Here is a 15702-nt window from a genome sequence, read left to right as displayed (position 1 = left end):
CGTATTGTCGTGTTTTTTATGGGCATGCGTTGGGCGATCAGATGTCGGCCAGCGCCTTGCGTACAGTGGCCAGTTTCACGCACAGGGTGAAAACCGACATGGCCGTGTCCAGCTCTTCCAGCGGCGGGAAGCTCGGGGCGATGCGGATATTGGTATTTTCCGGATCTTTGCCGTACGGGAAGGTGGCGCCGGCCGGGGTCAGCTTGACCCCCGCTTCTGCGGACAGGCGAATCACTTCAGAGGCAACCCCCGGGCGGGTATTGAAGGAGACAAAGTAGCCGCCCTGTGGTTTTTCCCATTCGCCGAGATCGGTATCGGTGAAGTTTTTGTCCAGATGCTCGAGCACACAGGCAAACTTCGGCCGCAGGATTTCTGCGTGTTTCTGCATGTGTTCTTTCAGCTGGGTCAGCTCCGGGAACAGGCGCGAATGGCGCAGCTGGTTTACCTTGTCGGGGCCAATGGTCATGGCGGACATCTGGTGCTTAATGGAGGCCAGGTTAGCGGGGCTTGCGCTGACAAAGGCCACACCTGCGCCGGCGTGGGTCACCTTGGAGGTAGAGGCGAACTGCAGCACCGAATCGGCGGTGTCATTGCTCAGTGCGGCTTCGCGGATATTCGGCAAGGTTACCTGATGGTCCAGGTCGTGGATCGCGTAGGCGTTGTCCCAGAAGATTCGGAAGCCCGGGTTGGCAATCTTGGCCAGCTGCGCGAGGCGGTTCACGGTGTCTTCGTCGTAGGTGACGCCGGTGGGGTTGGAGAATTTGGGTACACACCACAGGCCAATGACCTGGTCGTCTTCGCGAATCTTCTGTTCCAGTACATCCATATCCGGACCGGTGGCGGTCATGGGCACGGTGTCCATGGTGATACCCAGCTGCTCACAAATAGTGAAGTGGCGGTCGTAGCCGGGCACCGGGCACAGGAACTTGGGCGCGCGCATGTCTTTCCACGGCTGGTTGCCGGCAAAGCCGAACAGGTAGCCAGTGAGTACCGCGTGGTACATCAGGGTCAGTGAGCTGTTGCCGCCGGCGAGTACTTCGTCAAACGGGACCTGCAGGATATCCGCTCCCAGCTCACGGGCTGCCGCGATGCCTTCGAGACCGCCGTAATTGCGGGTATCGGTACCATCGGGGGCGCGGTAATCACCGGTCAGAATACCGTCGAGGCTGTCGGAAAGGGAAAGCTGGTCTGCCGCCGGTTTACCGCGGGTCAGGTCCAGGCTCAGGTTGTGCTGGCAAATTCGCTGGTACTGTTGCTCCAGGTCTTTTTCCCACTGTTGCAGCTGGTCGAGATGGGCGGTTTCGATACGCACGGACTTTCCTCTTCTCTATCCAAAATATTTGGCGATTTAATTCGGAGCGGGAGCTTATCAGCAGTGGGTGGAAGCCGTCATGTTTTCTGTAAATTATTTACAGGAAAAACGCCAAAATATGCGGGTATTCGGCAGAAAATTTGTTGCAGCTGAAACGGACTGTAGCAATGTCTGTTCAGTGCTATTTGGCGGGGCTCGGGGCTGTTGCAGTTCAGTGTTGTTGTGCCGCCAGGTGGCGGAAGTCGGAAGCAAATTCCAGCAGGGTCTCTTGCATGTGGGCGCGCTGCTCGGGGGTGGTGCTTTCCAAAATACCGGTGGCCAGCGTTCTCCCCTGGTCGCGCAATGCATCCTGCATCTGCCGGTAATCATCGGGCCACAGGGTTTGTGGGTCGATCAATAATTTGCGGAGCTTGCTTTCGTAGCCTTGCGGTTTGTTGCGCAAGGTGTCGAGAAACGTATTGGTCCAGAGCTCGCGCTGCGCGATACGGCTGGCGGGATTAAATGAGGTCTCGGCCACCTGTTTATCGATCATGGCCTGCTGCTCCGCGGTGAGGTCACCGAGCCAGCGTTCCGCCTGTTTGCGAAACTGCTTCTCACGCTTGCGCTGAGACTTATCCCATTTCTTTAGCGATTTTTCCCGTTCCTTGCGCGCGTTTTCCGCAAGTTGGTTGATTTGGTTGTCGTCCAGTTCCACTAGGATTGGCAGTAGCAGGTCGCTTAGCATCACTACCGAAGAGTGCCAGAAGTCATCCACCTGCTTTTCGATTTTTTTCAGGTTCTTCGGGCTGACGTCGGGAGAATCTACCTGAGTCGCCAGCTGTTCCATATAGTCGGCGTAGCGCGGTAGTTGCGTCTGGCGGTGCCAGCGGTGGAATTCGTCGACCCGTCGGGACAGGAGCTCTTTTTGTGGGCCATCCAGGTCCAGGTATTTATTCAGCGTGCGGTCCATCCACCAGTCGAGATGACCGTACACCAGGCGCACACTGGAACATCCCGCTAACGACAACAGAAGCAGGGCAAGCAACAAGGTGGTGATGCGTGCACAGGTGTTGGTTCTGTTCGGCTGGATTGCGGTGGTCATGGCGTTAAATATAGTTGCTGTGCCGCGCCACCGCATCGGCTATGTGCTAAAGGGCCGCCTAATTAATCCAAACTTCCACACGGCTGTTTTTTACCGGCCCCTGTTGGCGGTCTGCGGTCAGCGGCGCGAACGCACCCACCGCCATGATCTTGCTGTCTCCCATCTGGTGATCACGCAGTAGGGCGCCCTGGACCTTGAGAGCGCGGAAGCGGGAAATCAGGTCGGAAATGGTTTCATTGGATTTGCGATCAGAAAAACCCACCAGCGTCAGCGATAGGTCGCGATTTTCCTCTTCCGTCATAAAATCCTGCAATCTCTGCAGGTCGCGCAGGGCGCGGTTGTCGAGCTCGGTACTGCCATTGGCAAAGCGGAACGAGATGCTGAGGCGTGACCCATTTTCCATCAGCGCGCGATAATTCGCCGGAGCGTTCGCAAATGGCGCCATCTGCAGGGCAACCGGCGTCAAATTGATAAAGCCAATGTCTTCGACGATTTGCTGGCCGGCGTGAGACTCTGCGAAGTGCAGGAAGGCGTCCACCTGCGGGTTATAGCGACCGGGATTGCGGTAGAGGTACAGCCGGCGGGTGAGGGGAAAGTCTTCGGTTGCGATGATGCCGCGGTCGGGAACGACGGCCGCAAGTTCGCCGGACTTGATCGCAACCTTATGCAAGCCTGTCGCATCGGCAAATGGCAGGTAGCCGATCGCGGCGGGGTCGCGTAACACCAGTCCGCGCGTCTCATGGTTGCCAGACACTTCGTAGACAAAGGGTTTGGCCGGGCGGCTGCCGCCAAACACTTCTGTGTCGAACGTGGCGCGGGTGCCGGATTCAATGTCTCGGTGCAGTGGGCGGATGGGCAAGTCCTTGCCGACCAGTTGGGCCCAGTTGCGGATCTCACCACGGTATATTTGTGCCAGTTGCGCCAGGCTCAGTCGCTTGATGGGGTTGTCCCTGTGCACCGCGATCACCAGCGCATCCAGCCCGATCACGTGCTCCGCTTGGGGGCCGGTAAAATCGCCGAAGCGGGCCAGCATGGCGACTTCTTTCGCTTTGACGCGGCGTGAGGCCATGCCGATGTCGGCGGTATCCCCATTCAGTGCCTTGAAGCCCGTACTGGAGCCCAGTGCAATAATCGGCACCACGACCGGCTCGTTTTGCAGGCGGGCGTCGATCCAGTGCTTTTCTCCCCGGGTGCGTTGATTGATGTCGGTGGCGCCCAGGGAATGCAGGTATCGCTTCACCAGCGCCGGAGCCAGGTCTGCGCCGACGGTATTCGAGCCGGTCATACGGAACAGGACTCGCGACTCGTTATCGGCGGCTTCTGCGCAGCAGGTGGGCAGCAGGCTGGCCAGCGCCGCCATAAACAACAAAGCTGCTGCGGAAAAATTCTCCTTGTGTGTCTGACCGAGTTCCATTCTGTTTCCTATCACTTCATTCTGCTGTTCGGAATTCGACCCGCACGGCCAACACTTGCGCGTAACGGATGACGGGCGCGCGCTTTATCGCAAAAAAGTGTGACCGATTTATTGCAAGTAACTTGCGCTAGTGCACAGTTTTGCTGGCTTTGCCGAGTGCGCACGCGATATAGCGGTTGGTGTTTCCTGTGGCGAGGGGCTGTTTTGCCTAACCCTTTTGGGTGAGATCGACGGATTTATCGTCAAGCAGCGAGATAGGCGGGGATATAATGAAAGAGATCTTTGGGTTTTTTTTAAAAAAGGCATGACAACGCTGTCATTTGTCTAGTACTATTTCCATAGACAAATTGGTACAGGCGTCACTGGCGTCTCACCGGAATCCCCTGGGGTGCAGAACATGCAGTGGGGAGGTCCGGTCAGGAAACATAACAATAGAAATCTTAGGGGCCGGTTAGATGGTTGCTTTGAGAGACAGCAGGGACATACTCTTTATTGGGGTCGATGGCGGTGGCAGCAAATGCCGCGCATCCATCTTCGATGCCGACAATCGCCTGCTTGGTACCGGGGTCTCCGGGCCTGCAAACCCCCTTCATGGTTACGCTCAAACCATTGATTCAATCGTGCGCTCTGCCGCCCTGGCGGTGACCGATGCCGGCCTGCCGGCAGAAACCCTCGGTGAGCTGGTGGCGGGTGTTGGCCTTGCCGGGCTTAATATGCCGCGTCTCTACAACGAGATGAATGCCTGGGCGCATCCGTTCAAACAAATGTTCCTCACCACCGATCAGCACTCCGCGTGCCTGGGCGCCCATCGTGGCGGCGACGGCGCGGTCATTATTGCTGGCACCGGTTCTGTCGGTTACTCCTGGGTCAACGGCCGCAGTGAAATTATCGGTGGTCACGGCTTTCCCCACGGCGACAAGGGCAGTGGTGCCTGGCTGGGTATGGAGGCCGTGAAGTACCTGCTGATGGCAATGGAAGGGCTCGCCGAAGACTCCATGCTCAAGCGCGAGCTGGAATCAGCGCTCGACACCAGCGATCCCTACGACGTCATCGAAATGATGGCCGGCAAGCCATCCAGCCAGTACGCCAAACTCGCCGTGCCCGTGGTGGAGTGTGCCGAGGCAGACTGCCCGGTTGCTGTGTCGATCATGCGTGATGGTGCGGCCTACATCAGTGATCTTGCAGACAAGTTGATGGAAGGCAAGTCTCCTCGTCTGGCCATGATTGGCGGCCTGGCACCGCGCCTTAAGCCGTGGTTGAAGCCGCACGTTGCGGAACAGGTTTCCGACCCGCTGGATCCACCTGAGCTGGGTTGCGTGTACTTTGCGCAGCACTCTCTGGCAGCCCTGGGCAACAGCGAATCCGGCCCGGCGGATGAGGTTGAGAACAAAGCGCTCTTTGGATGAGCGCCGCCAGTCGTTAGAACACACAGGTTGTCGGCAGGCCCAAGAGAGCCTGAAGGCACGGTCAGATAAAAGTTACGGATAGATTTTATGAGTGCAGTGACCTCTGGTGAGGCCAAAAAGGTGGACGCTTCTATGGCAATGACTGTAATGGAAACCGAGGCCCGTGAAGCCCCGAGCCGTGTTGCAGAGCAACTGAAAAACAATGCGCCGATCATGCAGGCGCTGGGTGAACGCTTGCGCAGCAAGCCGCCGCGTTTCGTGATGATCGTCGGCCGTGGCTCTTCTGATCACGCGGGTGTATTTGCCAAGTACCTGATCGAAATTGAGACCGGCACCCCGACGTTCGCTGCAGCGCCCTCCGTGTCCAGCGTGTATGGCAAGAAACTGAAGCTGGAAGATGCGCTGGTGATCGTCATCTCCCAGTCCGGCCGCAGCCCGGACATCCTCGCGCAGGCACAAATGGCGAAAGACGCCGGTGCCTACACCATTGCGCTGGTAAATGATGAGTCTGCGCCGATCAAAGATATTGTTGACCGGGTTGTGCCGCTGAAGGCTGGCCCGGAGTTGGCGGTTGCCGCCACCAAGAGCTACCTGTGCACCCTGTCTGCAGTGCTGCAGCTGGTTGCCAACTGGACGCAGGATGCCGAGCTGCTGGCCGGCGTGGAGATGCTGCCACAGACCCTTACCGATGCGGTTGAATCCGATGTGCAGCTGCGCCCCGAGGACCTGGCTGCGGTGAAGAACCTGGTTGTACTGGGCCGCGGCCCCGGCTATGGCATCACTCGCGAACTGGCACTGAAGCTGAAAGAAGTGTGCAGTGTGCACGCCGAGTCTTTCTCCAGCGCGGAATTCCTGCACGGCCCGGTAACCCTGGTGGAGCAAAAGCTCACCGTGGTGAATGTGCCGATTGAAGATGAATCCTACCAGGCGCACAGCGAGCAGATCGCTGACATTATCCGTCGCGGCGGCACCCTGATTAACCTGCATGTGCCGAGCAAAGGCGTGCACCCGCGTGTTGCGCCGTTAGCGTTGCTGCAGCGCTTCTATATTGATGTCGCGCATGTGGCGGTAAGCCGTGGTATCAACCCGGACGAGCCGGCGGGTCTGAAGAAAGTGACTCAGACCGTTTAATTTTACCGTTTAATTGCAGCAATCCAGGACACGGGGCACGACAGTGGCACAGGCATATATCGCCGAACAGCTTTTTGATGGCGAACAGCTGCGCAAGGATGTGGCGCTTACCATCGACGGCGGCAAGATTGTTTCTCTGGGGGGAGCGCCCGTTGCCGATGCCACACGTTTGCACGGATTGCTGGCGCCGGGCCTGGTTGATGTTCAGGTGAACGGTGGCGGCGGTGCCCTGTTTAACAACGACACCACCGTGAATGCCCTGGGCAAGATGTCGGCCGCGCACGCGCGTTTCGGCACCACGGGCTTTGTGCCCACCCTGATTACCGATCAGGTGGACGTAATGCAGAAGGCCGCGGATGCGGTGAGTGCTGCGCTGAAAGAGGGCGTACCCGGTGTGCTGGGTGTGCACTTTGAGGGGCCGCATTTGAGTGCGCCGAAGAAGGGTACGCACGAGGAGCGGTTTATCCGTCCACTCAGTGACGAGGAGCTGGCGATCTACGCCCGCGACGATCTCGGCCTGAAGGTGGTGACCCTGGCGCCGGAAAATGTGGCCCCGGAAGATATCGCCAAGCTGGTGTCATTGGGCGTGAAGGTTTGCCTCGGGCACTCCAATGCCGATGGCAAGACCGCTGCGGCAGCGGTTGCTGCTGGCGCGACCGGGTTCACCCATTTATACAACGCCATGTCCCCGTTGCACTCCCGTGATCCGGGCATGGTTGGCACTGCCCTGATTAGCGACGGCTGCTGGTGTGGCTTGATTGCCGATGGCCACCACGTAAGTGCAGAAGCCATGACGCTGGCATTGAAAGCCAAGCCGCGCGGCAAGATTATGCTGGTGACCGATGCGATGTCACTGGTTGGCAGTGACGAAATGAGCTTTCCGTTGTTCGATCGTGTGGTGACGCGCGATGGCGACAAGCTGACCTCGACGACCGGCGAGCTGGCCGGTTCGCACCTGGATATGATTGGTGCGGTGCGTAATATTTGCGACTGGTGCGGGGTCGAGCTGAGCGAAGCCTTGCGCATGGCGGGCTTGTATCCCGCCCAGTTCCTCGGTTTTGATGGTGGGCGTATTGCCGAGGGGCACGCGGCCGATATGATTTTGCTGGACGATGATCATCAGGTACGCAAAACCTGGATCAGGGGACAGGAAGTGTTTTCCGCAGACTGACCATCTGCCTGTATACAAAGTTGATGACGATTTTTTTAACGCTAGATAACGATAATTAAAGGTGACTCTATGAATACCGCAGTTATTAGCCAGAGCGAGACGCGTAGCAGCGTTTTGCCGATGGTAATCATCGGCCTGCTATTTTTCATTTTTGGTTTTGTTACCTGGCTGAATGGGGCACTGATTCCGTTCCTGCAAACCATCTGTGAGCTGAGTGCCTTTGAGGCCATGCTCGTGGCTTCCGCCTTTTATATTGCCTATACCGTGATGGCGTTGCCCATGGCCGCGATCATCGAGCGTACCGGCTACAAAACCGGTATGGCACTGGGCCTTGCCCTGGTTGCGGTGGGTGCCCTGATCTTTATCCCGGCGGCATACAGCCGCATGTTCGGCATTTTCCTGCTCGCGCAGTTCGTGGTGGGCTCGGGTCTTACCATCCTGCAAACCGCATCCAACCCTTACGTGGTGAAGGTTGGCTCTCCGGAAACGGCGGCGGTGCGCATTTGCATCATGGGCCTGCTGAACAAGGGTGCCGGTATCGTTGCGCCGCTGGTTTTTGCGGCGCTGGTAATGTCCGGCATCAGTGGGGTAAGCGATGCAGAACTGGCCGCGCTTACCGCCACTGCAAAAGATGCCAAGCTGGATGAGCTGGCAGGTCAGCTGGTTTCCCCGTATATCGGCATGGCAGTACTTGGATTTGTACTGGCGATTGCGATGATGTTTGCGCCGCTGCCAGATATCGAAGATGAAGCCATCGAAGGCCAGGAAGAGATGGCGGTAAACCTGCCTGCGCTGCTGAAGTTCCCGCAGCTGATCCTGGGCTCTATCGCGCTGTTCTTCTACGTGGGCGTTGAGGTGATTGCCGGTGATGCTATCGGTCTGCTGGGTAAGCAGGCGGGGCTGGATACTGCGGTGGCTGCCGTCCTCACGTCCTACACCATGGTGTTTATGGTGTTGGGTTACCTGTGGGGCACCGTGGCGATCCCGCGCTTTATTAGCCAGCAGACAGCGCTGTTGATCTCTGCCGTGCTGGGCATCCTGTTCACCCTTGCGGTAATGACCGGCTCTCTCGAGAGCACCGTGATGTCTTCTGCAACCCTGGCGATCTTCGGCCTGCCGGAGATTCCCAACGCGGTCTACTTTGTAGCGCTGCTGGGCTTTGCCAACGCCATGTGCTGGCCGGCAATCTGGCCGCTGGCGCTGGATGGTCTGGGCAAATTCACCTCCAAGGGTGCCGCGCTGCTGATTATGGGTATTTCCGGTGGTGCGATTCTGCCGCCGCTGTACGGCCACTTTGCCGATACCGGTGACGGCCAGCTGGCGTACGCCATCGCCATCCCGGCTTACCTGTTTATTCTTTTCTACGCTCTGAAAGGGCACAAGATGCGCAGCTGGAAGTAATCCTTCCCGCTGTTGCCATCGCAACAGTCAGTTTTATGTTTTCTCTTTGGTTCTCGTCATCTTTGCCCTCCTAGTGAGGGCTTTTTTTTGCCTGGATTCGCGCAAAAGCTATTGCGCTTTTGCGCGAACTAGTAATCGAGAGGGAGGGGGATTAGCTGGGGGAGTCACCGGTAGAGTCGCGCACCAGCAGCTCCGGGACAAACTTCTTGGTAATGCCCGCTTCCTTGTTAGCCGCTGCGCTTTCTGCCGCACCTTTGCTGCGTGCTTTATTTAGTACCAGCGCGGCTGCGCACTTGGCGATTTCATTATTGGGCTGGTGGGCTGTGGTCAGCTTGGGCCAGGTCTGGCGGGAGAAGGGGCTGTCCTCGAAGCCGACAATAGAGAGTTGCTCCGGGATCTCGATATGCATCAGGCGCGCGGCAAATAGTGCGCCTGCAGCCATCTCGTCGTTACTGGCGAAGATGGCGGTGGGCGGGTTGTCACTTTCCAGTAGCGCTTTGGCGCCGGCGACACCCGAATCAAAAGAGTATTCACCGGGGACCACCAGTTCCGGGGCCAGGCTGATACCGGCCTGTTGTAGCGCCTGCTTGTAGCCGTCCAGACGGCCGTGGGTGGAAACGTGCTCCTCGCCACCGGACAGGAAGCCGATGCGCTTGTGGCCGTGTTCGATCAGGTGCTTGGTGATATCGAAGGCTGCTGCCGTATCGTCGACCTGAATACAGTTCTCTTCGTCCCCCTCGGCCGCACCGCTGGAAACAATGCGCACATAGTCGAGGCCGAGCTTTCTCACTTGATCAATGACCGACTGTGTTTCGGAGAAGGGCGGGGTAAGCACCACGCCGGCAACCTTGGAATGCTCTACCAGGGCGCGCAACTCGTCGTAAACCGTGTCGGACTTAGAGTTGCTCGGGTGGATCAGCAGCTCGTAGCCACGCGCCTTACACGCCTCGAGAATACCGTTCTGCATGTCGATGACGTAGTAGGCGTTCGGGTTGTCGTAGATCAGTGCAATGGTGTAACTGCGAGTGCCCGCCAGGTTGCGGGCTGCCAGGTTTGGTTGGTAGTGCAGCTCCTCAACCGCATCCATCACTTTCTTGCGGGTGGCGGGCCGTACCGAGGGCTCATTGTTGATTACCCTGGAGACGGTCTTGATTGACACCCCGGCTCGTGCGGCCACGTCATTGATGGTGCTTTTCATGTCGGGCGATTTCCTTGTCTTTGCCTAACCCGCAAGTTTAACCGGTTCCGCGCTGCGCGACGATGGCCTAACATTCATTCACGCTTTCGTTTTCCTGCTCTTATTGTTCTGCTGTTGGTCTGCTGCTGCTCTGCCCGAGTTGTACCGGCGCGATTTCTGGGGCACCTCTGTGCAAATACCGCGCAACTATCGCGTAAGTACAGGGTAAGGGGCGCGCTAGTGCTGGCTGGCCAAGATCCGTTCACGGGTTAGTTGTTGTGGAAAAAAACTACAAACTCAATTGACAGCTCTCATCAACTATGTGACTCTCTCGCCAATTTGACAGCGTTGTCATTTGGCTTGCTGATTCTCGTCCAGGGTGGGTGAGAGGCGCGAGCCGCACGGGTAAAAAACAATAACCGGCGCCCGCAGCCCCACAGGTGGCGCCACTTTCCGGGGATCGCTATGCACTCTGACACCTCTTCCTCCCAACCTCTTTCACATTCTCCTGTCTGGCAGGCGCTGCAGGCGCAGGCTGCAGAGTTCAAGCAGACGTCGCTGAAGGACCTGTTTGCCGCTGATCCACAGCGGGCCGCGCGGTTTTCACTCGAACTGCCGGAATTCTTACTGGATTTCTCGAAAAACCTGCTCGACCAAGAGGTTTTTGTAAATTTATTACGCTTGGCAGAAGAGGCCGAGTTACCCCGCTGGTGCGCAGATTTCTTTGCCGGTAAGCCGATCAACGCGACAGAGGGCCGGGCAGTGCTGCATCCCGCACTGCGCGGCGGCTTACAGGCCGACATCCAAATAGGTGGGTGCTCGGTCACGGCCCAGGTTGAGGCGGAATTAGAGCGCTTGAAAAAGTTTGTAGTTTTACTACATAATGGCGACCTGACTGGCTACCGGGGTAAAAGGTTTACCGATGTAGTCAATCTCGGGGTAGGCGGCTCCCATCTCGGGCCACAGACCACGATCGAAGCGCTGCGAGCCCACCGGAAGGGCGATGTCGCAGTGCATTTTGTTTCCAATGTGGATGGAACCCAGCTCACGGATGTGCTGGCCGGCCTGGATGCCGATTCGACCCTGTTCATTGTCTCGTCGAAGACGTTTACGACCAGCGAGACAATGACCAATGCCCGCAGCGCGCTCGAGTGGCTGCGGCGGGCAATGCCGGGGGTAGTTGACGCGGCGCTGTTGCAGCAGCACTTTGCCGCCGTGACTTCAAGCCCCGATAAGGCGCAACAGTTTGGGGTGTTGCCGGAGCGGACCTTCCGCTTCTGGGATTGGGTTGGGGGGCGCTTTTCACTCTGGTCCTCCATCGGCTTGCCAATTGCGATCGCCTGCGGATTTGAGCATTTCCGCGCGCTGTTAGATGGCGCTGCGAGCATGGATAAGCACTTCCGCGAGGCACCGCTGGAAGCCAATGCGCCGGTGATCATGGCGCTGCTGAGTGTCTGGTATTGCACCTTTATGGGTTATCCGGCACACGCCGTGCTGCCCTACGAGCAATCACTGCATATGTTGCCTGCGTATCTGCAACAGGCGGATATGGAGAGTAACGGCAAATCCACCACCCGCGCCGGGGTGGCGGTGGATTACCCCACCGGCCCTCTGATCTGGGGGCAAACGGGGATCAATGGGCAGCATGCGTTTTACCAGTATCTGCACCAGAGCCCGGAAGTGGTGCCAGCCGACTTTATTGGCAGCGTGGCACCCGGGCACGACCTCGACGGCCATCACGAGATTTTGCTGGCAAACATGTTTGCCCAGAGCCAGGCACTGATGAATGGCGTGGATGCCAAGTCAGTGACTGACGAGCTGACAGCCAAGGGGCTGTCGCAAGAAGAGATAAAAAGGCTCACCCCATTCAAAGTGCACAGGGGTGGAAAGCCAAGTAACACAATACTCTTAAAGGAGTTGGACCCCCGATCACTGGGAGCGCTGATTGCACTCTATGAGCACAAAATTTTTGTGCAGGGTGTGATTTTGCAAATTTATTCTTTTGATCAGTGGGGAGTGGAACTGGGTAAGGGTCTGGCGAACAAACTGGAGCCAAAACTGGCTGCGGGAGATTTGTCGGGCGAAGACAGCTCCACGACTCAACTGATCGAATACTACCGCCGAAAAAAGAACGGCGCGGTTATGTCCACGGAGCTACCGGAAGTTGCGGTGGCTGAGTCTGCTGGAGAACAGGCTTAACAACAACGTGCGGCGGGCCGATAAAAAAACGAAGAGTTGATCAAAAATGGCAAACCAAACAGTGGTAAACAGTCGCATACAGGCGGTGACCGACAGGATCATTCGCCGCAGTGAAGAAACCCGGGCCAAGTATCTGGCCCAGGTTGAGCGCGCGCAGGGCAAAGGCCGGGCGCGGCACAATCTGGCCTGCGGCAACCTGGCGCACGCAATGGCGGCCTCCAGCGATCACGACAAAAACCTGATCGCGTCCGGACAGGGCCCAAATCTGGCCATCATTAACGCTTACAACGATATGTTGTCTGCGCACCAGCCATACGGCGCCTACCCGGAAATGCTGAAGGCGGAGGCGCTGCGCAATGGTGCCACCGCACAGGTTGCTGGCGGTGTGCCGGCAATGTGTGACGGCGTGACCCAAGGCCAGCCCGGCATGGAGCTGTCACTGTTTTCCCGCGACGTGATTGCCATGGCTACGGCCATTTCCCTGTCCCACGATATGTTCGATGGCGGCCTGTATCTCGGTATCTGCGACAAGATCGTTCCGGGCCTGGTTATTGGTGCCTTGTCATTTGGCCACTTGCCTGCGGTATTTGTTCCCGCTGGCCCAATGCCCACCGGGCTGTCAAATTCGGAAAAAGTGCGCGTGCGCCAGCTGTATGCCGAAGGCAAAGTCGGCCGCAAGGAACTGCTGGAAGCAGAGAGTGCTTCTTATCACAGTGCCGGTACCTGCACCTTCTACGGCACCGCCAACAGTAACCAGATGCTGGTGGAAATCATGGGGCTGCAGCTTCCGGGCAGTTCCTTTGTTAATCCGGGTACGGAACTGCGCGACGCGCTCAATCACACCGCCGTGAAGCAGCTGGTGCAGATCTCTGAGCCCAGCAACTACACCCCGATTGCCAAGATCCTTACCGAGAAGGCGTTTGTGAACGGCATTGTCGGCCTGCACGCCACTGGTGGTTCCACCAACCACACCATGCATTTGATTGCGATGGCGCGTGCCGCCGGCATTCAGATCACCTGGCAGGATATGGCGGAATTGTCCGAAGTAGTGCCGTTGCTGTGTCATGTGTATCCGAACGGTACCGCCGACATCAACCACTTTGCGGCTGCGGGTGGTATGCAATTCCTGATTCGTGAATTGCTGGGCGCCGGGCTGTTACACAATGACGTCAGCACTGTGCTCGGTGACTCGGGTATGGAGTCTTATACCTACGATCCATTCTTGAATGACGACAAGACTGGTTTGGTATGGCGACCGACCGCAGAGGAGTCCGGCGATCCGGAGATTATTCGTCCGGCGAGCGATCCCTTCTCAAGCCACGGTGGCCTGCAGTTGCTGAAGGGCAACCTCGGCAACAGTGTGATCAAGGTGTCTGCACTGAAATCCCCGCAACTGAAAGTGACCGCGCCAGCAGTGGTATTCAATAGCCAGGATGACCTTCTGGATGCGTTCAAAGCGGGCGAGCTGGAAAAAGACTTTGTTGCGGTGGTGCGTTTCCAGGGCCCACAAGCGAACGGTATGCCGGAGCTGCATAAACTGACGCCGTCGCTCGGCGTTCTGCAAGATCGTGGTTTCAAGGTAGCGCTAGTTACCGACGGCCGTATGTCTGGTGCCTCCGGCAAGGTGCCAGCGGCAATCCATCTCTCTCCGGAAGCTCTGGAAGGGGGCATGGTTGCCAAGATCCAAGACGGCGACCTCATCGAGCTCGATGCGGAAGCTGGTGTTCTCAAAGTACATGTAGGTGATGAAGAGCTGGCGGCAAGGTCGCCAGCGGAATGCGACTTGTCCGGCAACGATACCGGCATGGGCCGCGACCTGTTTGTCAATATGCGCAAGCTTGCGAGCGGCGCGGAAACCGGCGGCAGCATTCTTTTTTAACTGAAATTTACGCGGGGTCTGCCAATGCAGGTACCCGCGTCTTTGTTTGAGAGCAGAACAATGGCAAAAGCATTCGACATGGTACTGTTTGGCGGCGGCGGAGACCTGTCGCTGCGCAAATTGATCCCCGCGCTGTACCGCGCGTTTATCGAAGGTGGTCTCGACGAAGGCACCCGCATTCTCCCGGTATGTCGACGTCCGGAAGATGCCGATGCTTACATGGAAACCGCACAGCAGGCGTTGAAAACCCACCTGCGCGATGGTGAGTACTCCGACAAAAACTGGAAAGCCTTCAGCCCGATGCTGCGCGCAGTGGCTCTGGATATCTCCAAGCCCGATGAGCAATGGGATCTACTGGTCGACCTGTTGGGTAACGACATCGAGCGCACCCGCCTGTTTTATCTGGCGATCCCGCCGGCCGTGTTTGGCCCATGCTGTGAAAACCTGTCTGTAAAAGGTCTGATTCACGAAAATTCCCGCGTTGTTGTAGAGAAGCCGCTGGGCTACAACGCGAAAACCTCCGACGAAATTAATAGCAAAATCGCTGAGTACTTCCGCGAAGAAAGTATTTTCCGGATTGACCATTACCTGGGTAAGGAAACAGTCCAGAACCTGCTGGCGCTGCGCTTCAGCAATGTGCTGTTCGAGCACCTGTGGGATGCCAAGACGATTGACCATATCCAGATCAGTATCAACGAAACGGTGGGGCTCGAAGGCCGTGCCGGTTTTTACGATGACACTGGTGCAATGCGGGATATGGTACAGAACCATTTGTTGCAGCTCCTGTGCCTGATCGCGATGGAGTCGCCCAACAGTATGTCGGCGCGAAACATCCGTTCCGAAAAGATCAAGGTGCTGGAAGCGTTGCGCCCCCTGACTGACGATGCCGTCGATCAGAATATCGTACGTGGCCAATATGTCGCCGGCGGTTTGGGTACAGAGCTGGTGCCGGGTTATTTGGAAGAATTGAAAGCGCCGAATAGCACAACAGAAACGTTCGTCGCAATTCGTGCACATATCGACAACTGGCGCTGGACCGGTGTGCCGTTCTATTTGCGCACCGGCAAGCGTATGGAAAAGCGCTGTGCGGAAATTGTCATTCAGTACAAGAACGTTTCCCACAGTGTGTATCAGCCAGAAGCGGGTGAGGTACTGCCAAACCGCCTGGTGATTCGCCTGCAACCGGAAGAGAGCATCAAGCTGGTGTTAATGGCGAAGAAAATGGATAGCCTCACCATGGAGCTGCAACCGGTTGAGTTGAACCTGACTTTGTCTGACACCTACGACAGTTTCAAAAGTGATGCGTACAAGCGCCTCATGCTGGATGCAGCGGCGAATAACTCAGCGCTGTTTATTCACCGCGACGAAGTTGCCGCGGCATGGGCGTGGGTTGATCCAATCATGGATCGCTGGCGCGAAACCAACAACCAGCCGCAGCTGTATCGTGCCGGTACCTGGGGGCCGCAAGCGTCCAACCAATTGTTGGCTGAGAGCGGTCACCACTGGTTTAACCCTTAATCAACATCTTCAG

Annotated in this window: 11 protein-coding genes; 7 read left to right on the top strand and 4 right to left on the bottom strand. The window is 57.4% G+C overall.

All coding sequences use genetic code 11. The features are described 5' to 3' along the window. Positions 1-37 precede the first annotated feature (37 nt). From AS89_RS0109220 to AS89_RS17265, 3 genes are all read right to left on the bottom strand, one after another. The gene (locus tag AS89_RS0109220; RefSeq protein WP_010132263.1) at positions 38-1312 is read right to left on the bottom strand and encodes an aminotransferase class I/II-fold pyridoxal phosphate-dependent enzyme; all 1275 of its coding nucleotides are present in this window, start codon (positions 1310-1312) and stop codon (positions 38-40) included. A 211-nt stretch (positions 1313-1523) separates the two neighbouring features. Then, the gene (locus AS89_RS0109215) at positions 1524-2393 is read right to left on the bottom strand and encodes a DUF6279 family lipoprotein (RefSeq protein ID WP_010132261.1); all 870 of its coding nucleotides are present in this window, start codon (positions 2391-2393) and stop codon (positions 1524-1526) included. Between the two features lie 58 nt (positions 2394-2451). Further along, entirely contained in the window at positions 2452-3807 is a 1356-nt protein-coding gene (locus AS89_RS17265) for a substrate-binding domain-containing protein (RefSeq protein WP_010132260.1), read from the bottom strand. A gap of 455 nt (positions 3808-4262) precedes the next feature. On the opposite strand from AS89_RS17265, the gene nagK reads away from it, so the two are divergent. From nagK to AS89_RS0109190, 4 genes are all read left to right on the top strand, one after another. Next, a complete protein-coding gene (gene nagK / locus AS89_RS0109205) occupies positions 4263-5213 on the top strand; it encodes an N-acetylglucosamine kinase (protein WP_010132259.1) in 951 nt (316 codons plus the stop codon). 87 nt (positions 5214-5300) lie between these two features. After that, complete coding sequence (nagB-II, locus tag AS89_RS0109200) at positions 5301-6344, top strand: glucosamine-6-phosphate deaminase NagB-II (RefSeq protein WP_237709661.1); 1044 nt, start codon at positions 5301-5303, stop codon at positions 6342-6344. A gap of 43 nt (positions 6345-6387) precedes the next feature. Continuing rightward, positions 6388-7515, top strand: a complete 1128-nt coding sequence (gene nagA, locus AS89_RS0109195) for an N-acetylglucosamine-6-phosphate deacetylase (protein WP_010132257.1) — start codon at positions 6388-6390, stop codon at positions 7513-7515. Between the two features lie 69 nt (positions 7516-7584). Continuing rightward, positions 7585-8916 carry a sugar MFS transporter gene (locus AS89_RS0109190; protein WP_010132256.1) on the top strand — a complete coding sequence of 444 codons (1332 nt, stop codon included), beginning with the start codon at positions 7585-7587 and terminating at the stop codon, positions 8914-8916. A gap of 151 nt (positions 8917-9067) precedes the next feature. Here the strand turns inward: AS89_RS0109190 and AS89_RS0109185 are convergent, their stop codons facing one another. Then, the gene (locus AS89_RS0109185) at positions 9068-10114 is read right to left on the bottom strand and encodes a LacI family DNA-binding transcriptional regulator (RefSeq protein ID WP_010132255.1); all 1047 of its coding nucleotides are present in this window, start codon (positions 10112-10114) and stop codon (positions 9068-9070) included. Positions 10115-10558: 444 nt separating this feature from the next. Here AS89_RS0109185 and pgi point away from each other — a divergent pair, with 444 nt between their 5' ends. The 3 genes from pgi to zwf are packed head-to-tail and all read left to right on the top strand — an operon-like array spanning position 10559 to position 15689. After that, positions 10559-12292, top strand: a complete 1734-nt coding sequence (gene pgi, locus AS89_RS0109180; protein WP_010132254.1) for a glucose-6-phosphate isomerase — start codon at positions 10559-10561, stop codon at positions 12290-12292. 46 nt (positions 12293-12338) lie between these two features. Beyond that, positions 12339-14171, top strand: a complete 1833-nt coding sequence (gene edd / locus AS89_RS0109175; protein WP_010132253.1) for a phosphogluconate dehydratase — start codon at positions 12339-12341, stop codon at positions 14169-14171. 60 nt (positions 14172-14231) lie between these two features. Then, on the top strand, positions 14232-15689 hold the full coding sequence (zwf, locus tag AS89_RS0109170) for a glucose-6-phosphate dehydrogenase (RefSeq protein ID WP_010132252.1): 1458 nt from the start codon (positions 14232-14234) through the stop codon (positions 15687-15689). The last annotated feature ends 13 nt before the right edge of the window (positions 15690-15702 follow it).

Source organism: Microbulbifer agarilyticus S89 (assembly GCF_000220505.1).
Lineage (GTDB): Bacteria > Pseudomonadota > Gammaproteobacteria > Pseudomonadales > Cellvibrionaceae > Microbulbifer > Microbulbifer agarilyticus_B.
The sequence above is the reverse complement of the archived record's forward strand: the minus strand, read 5'-3'. Positions and strand labels throughout refer to the sequence as shown.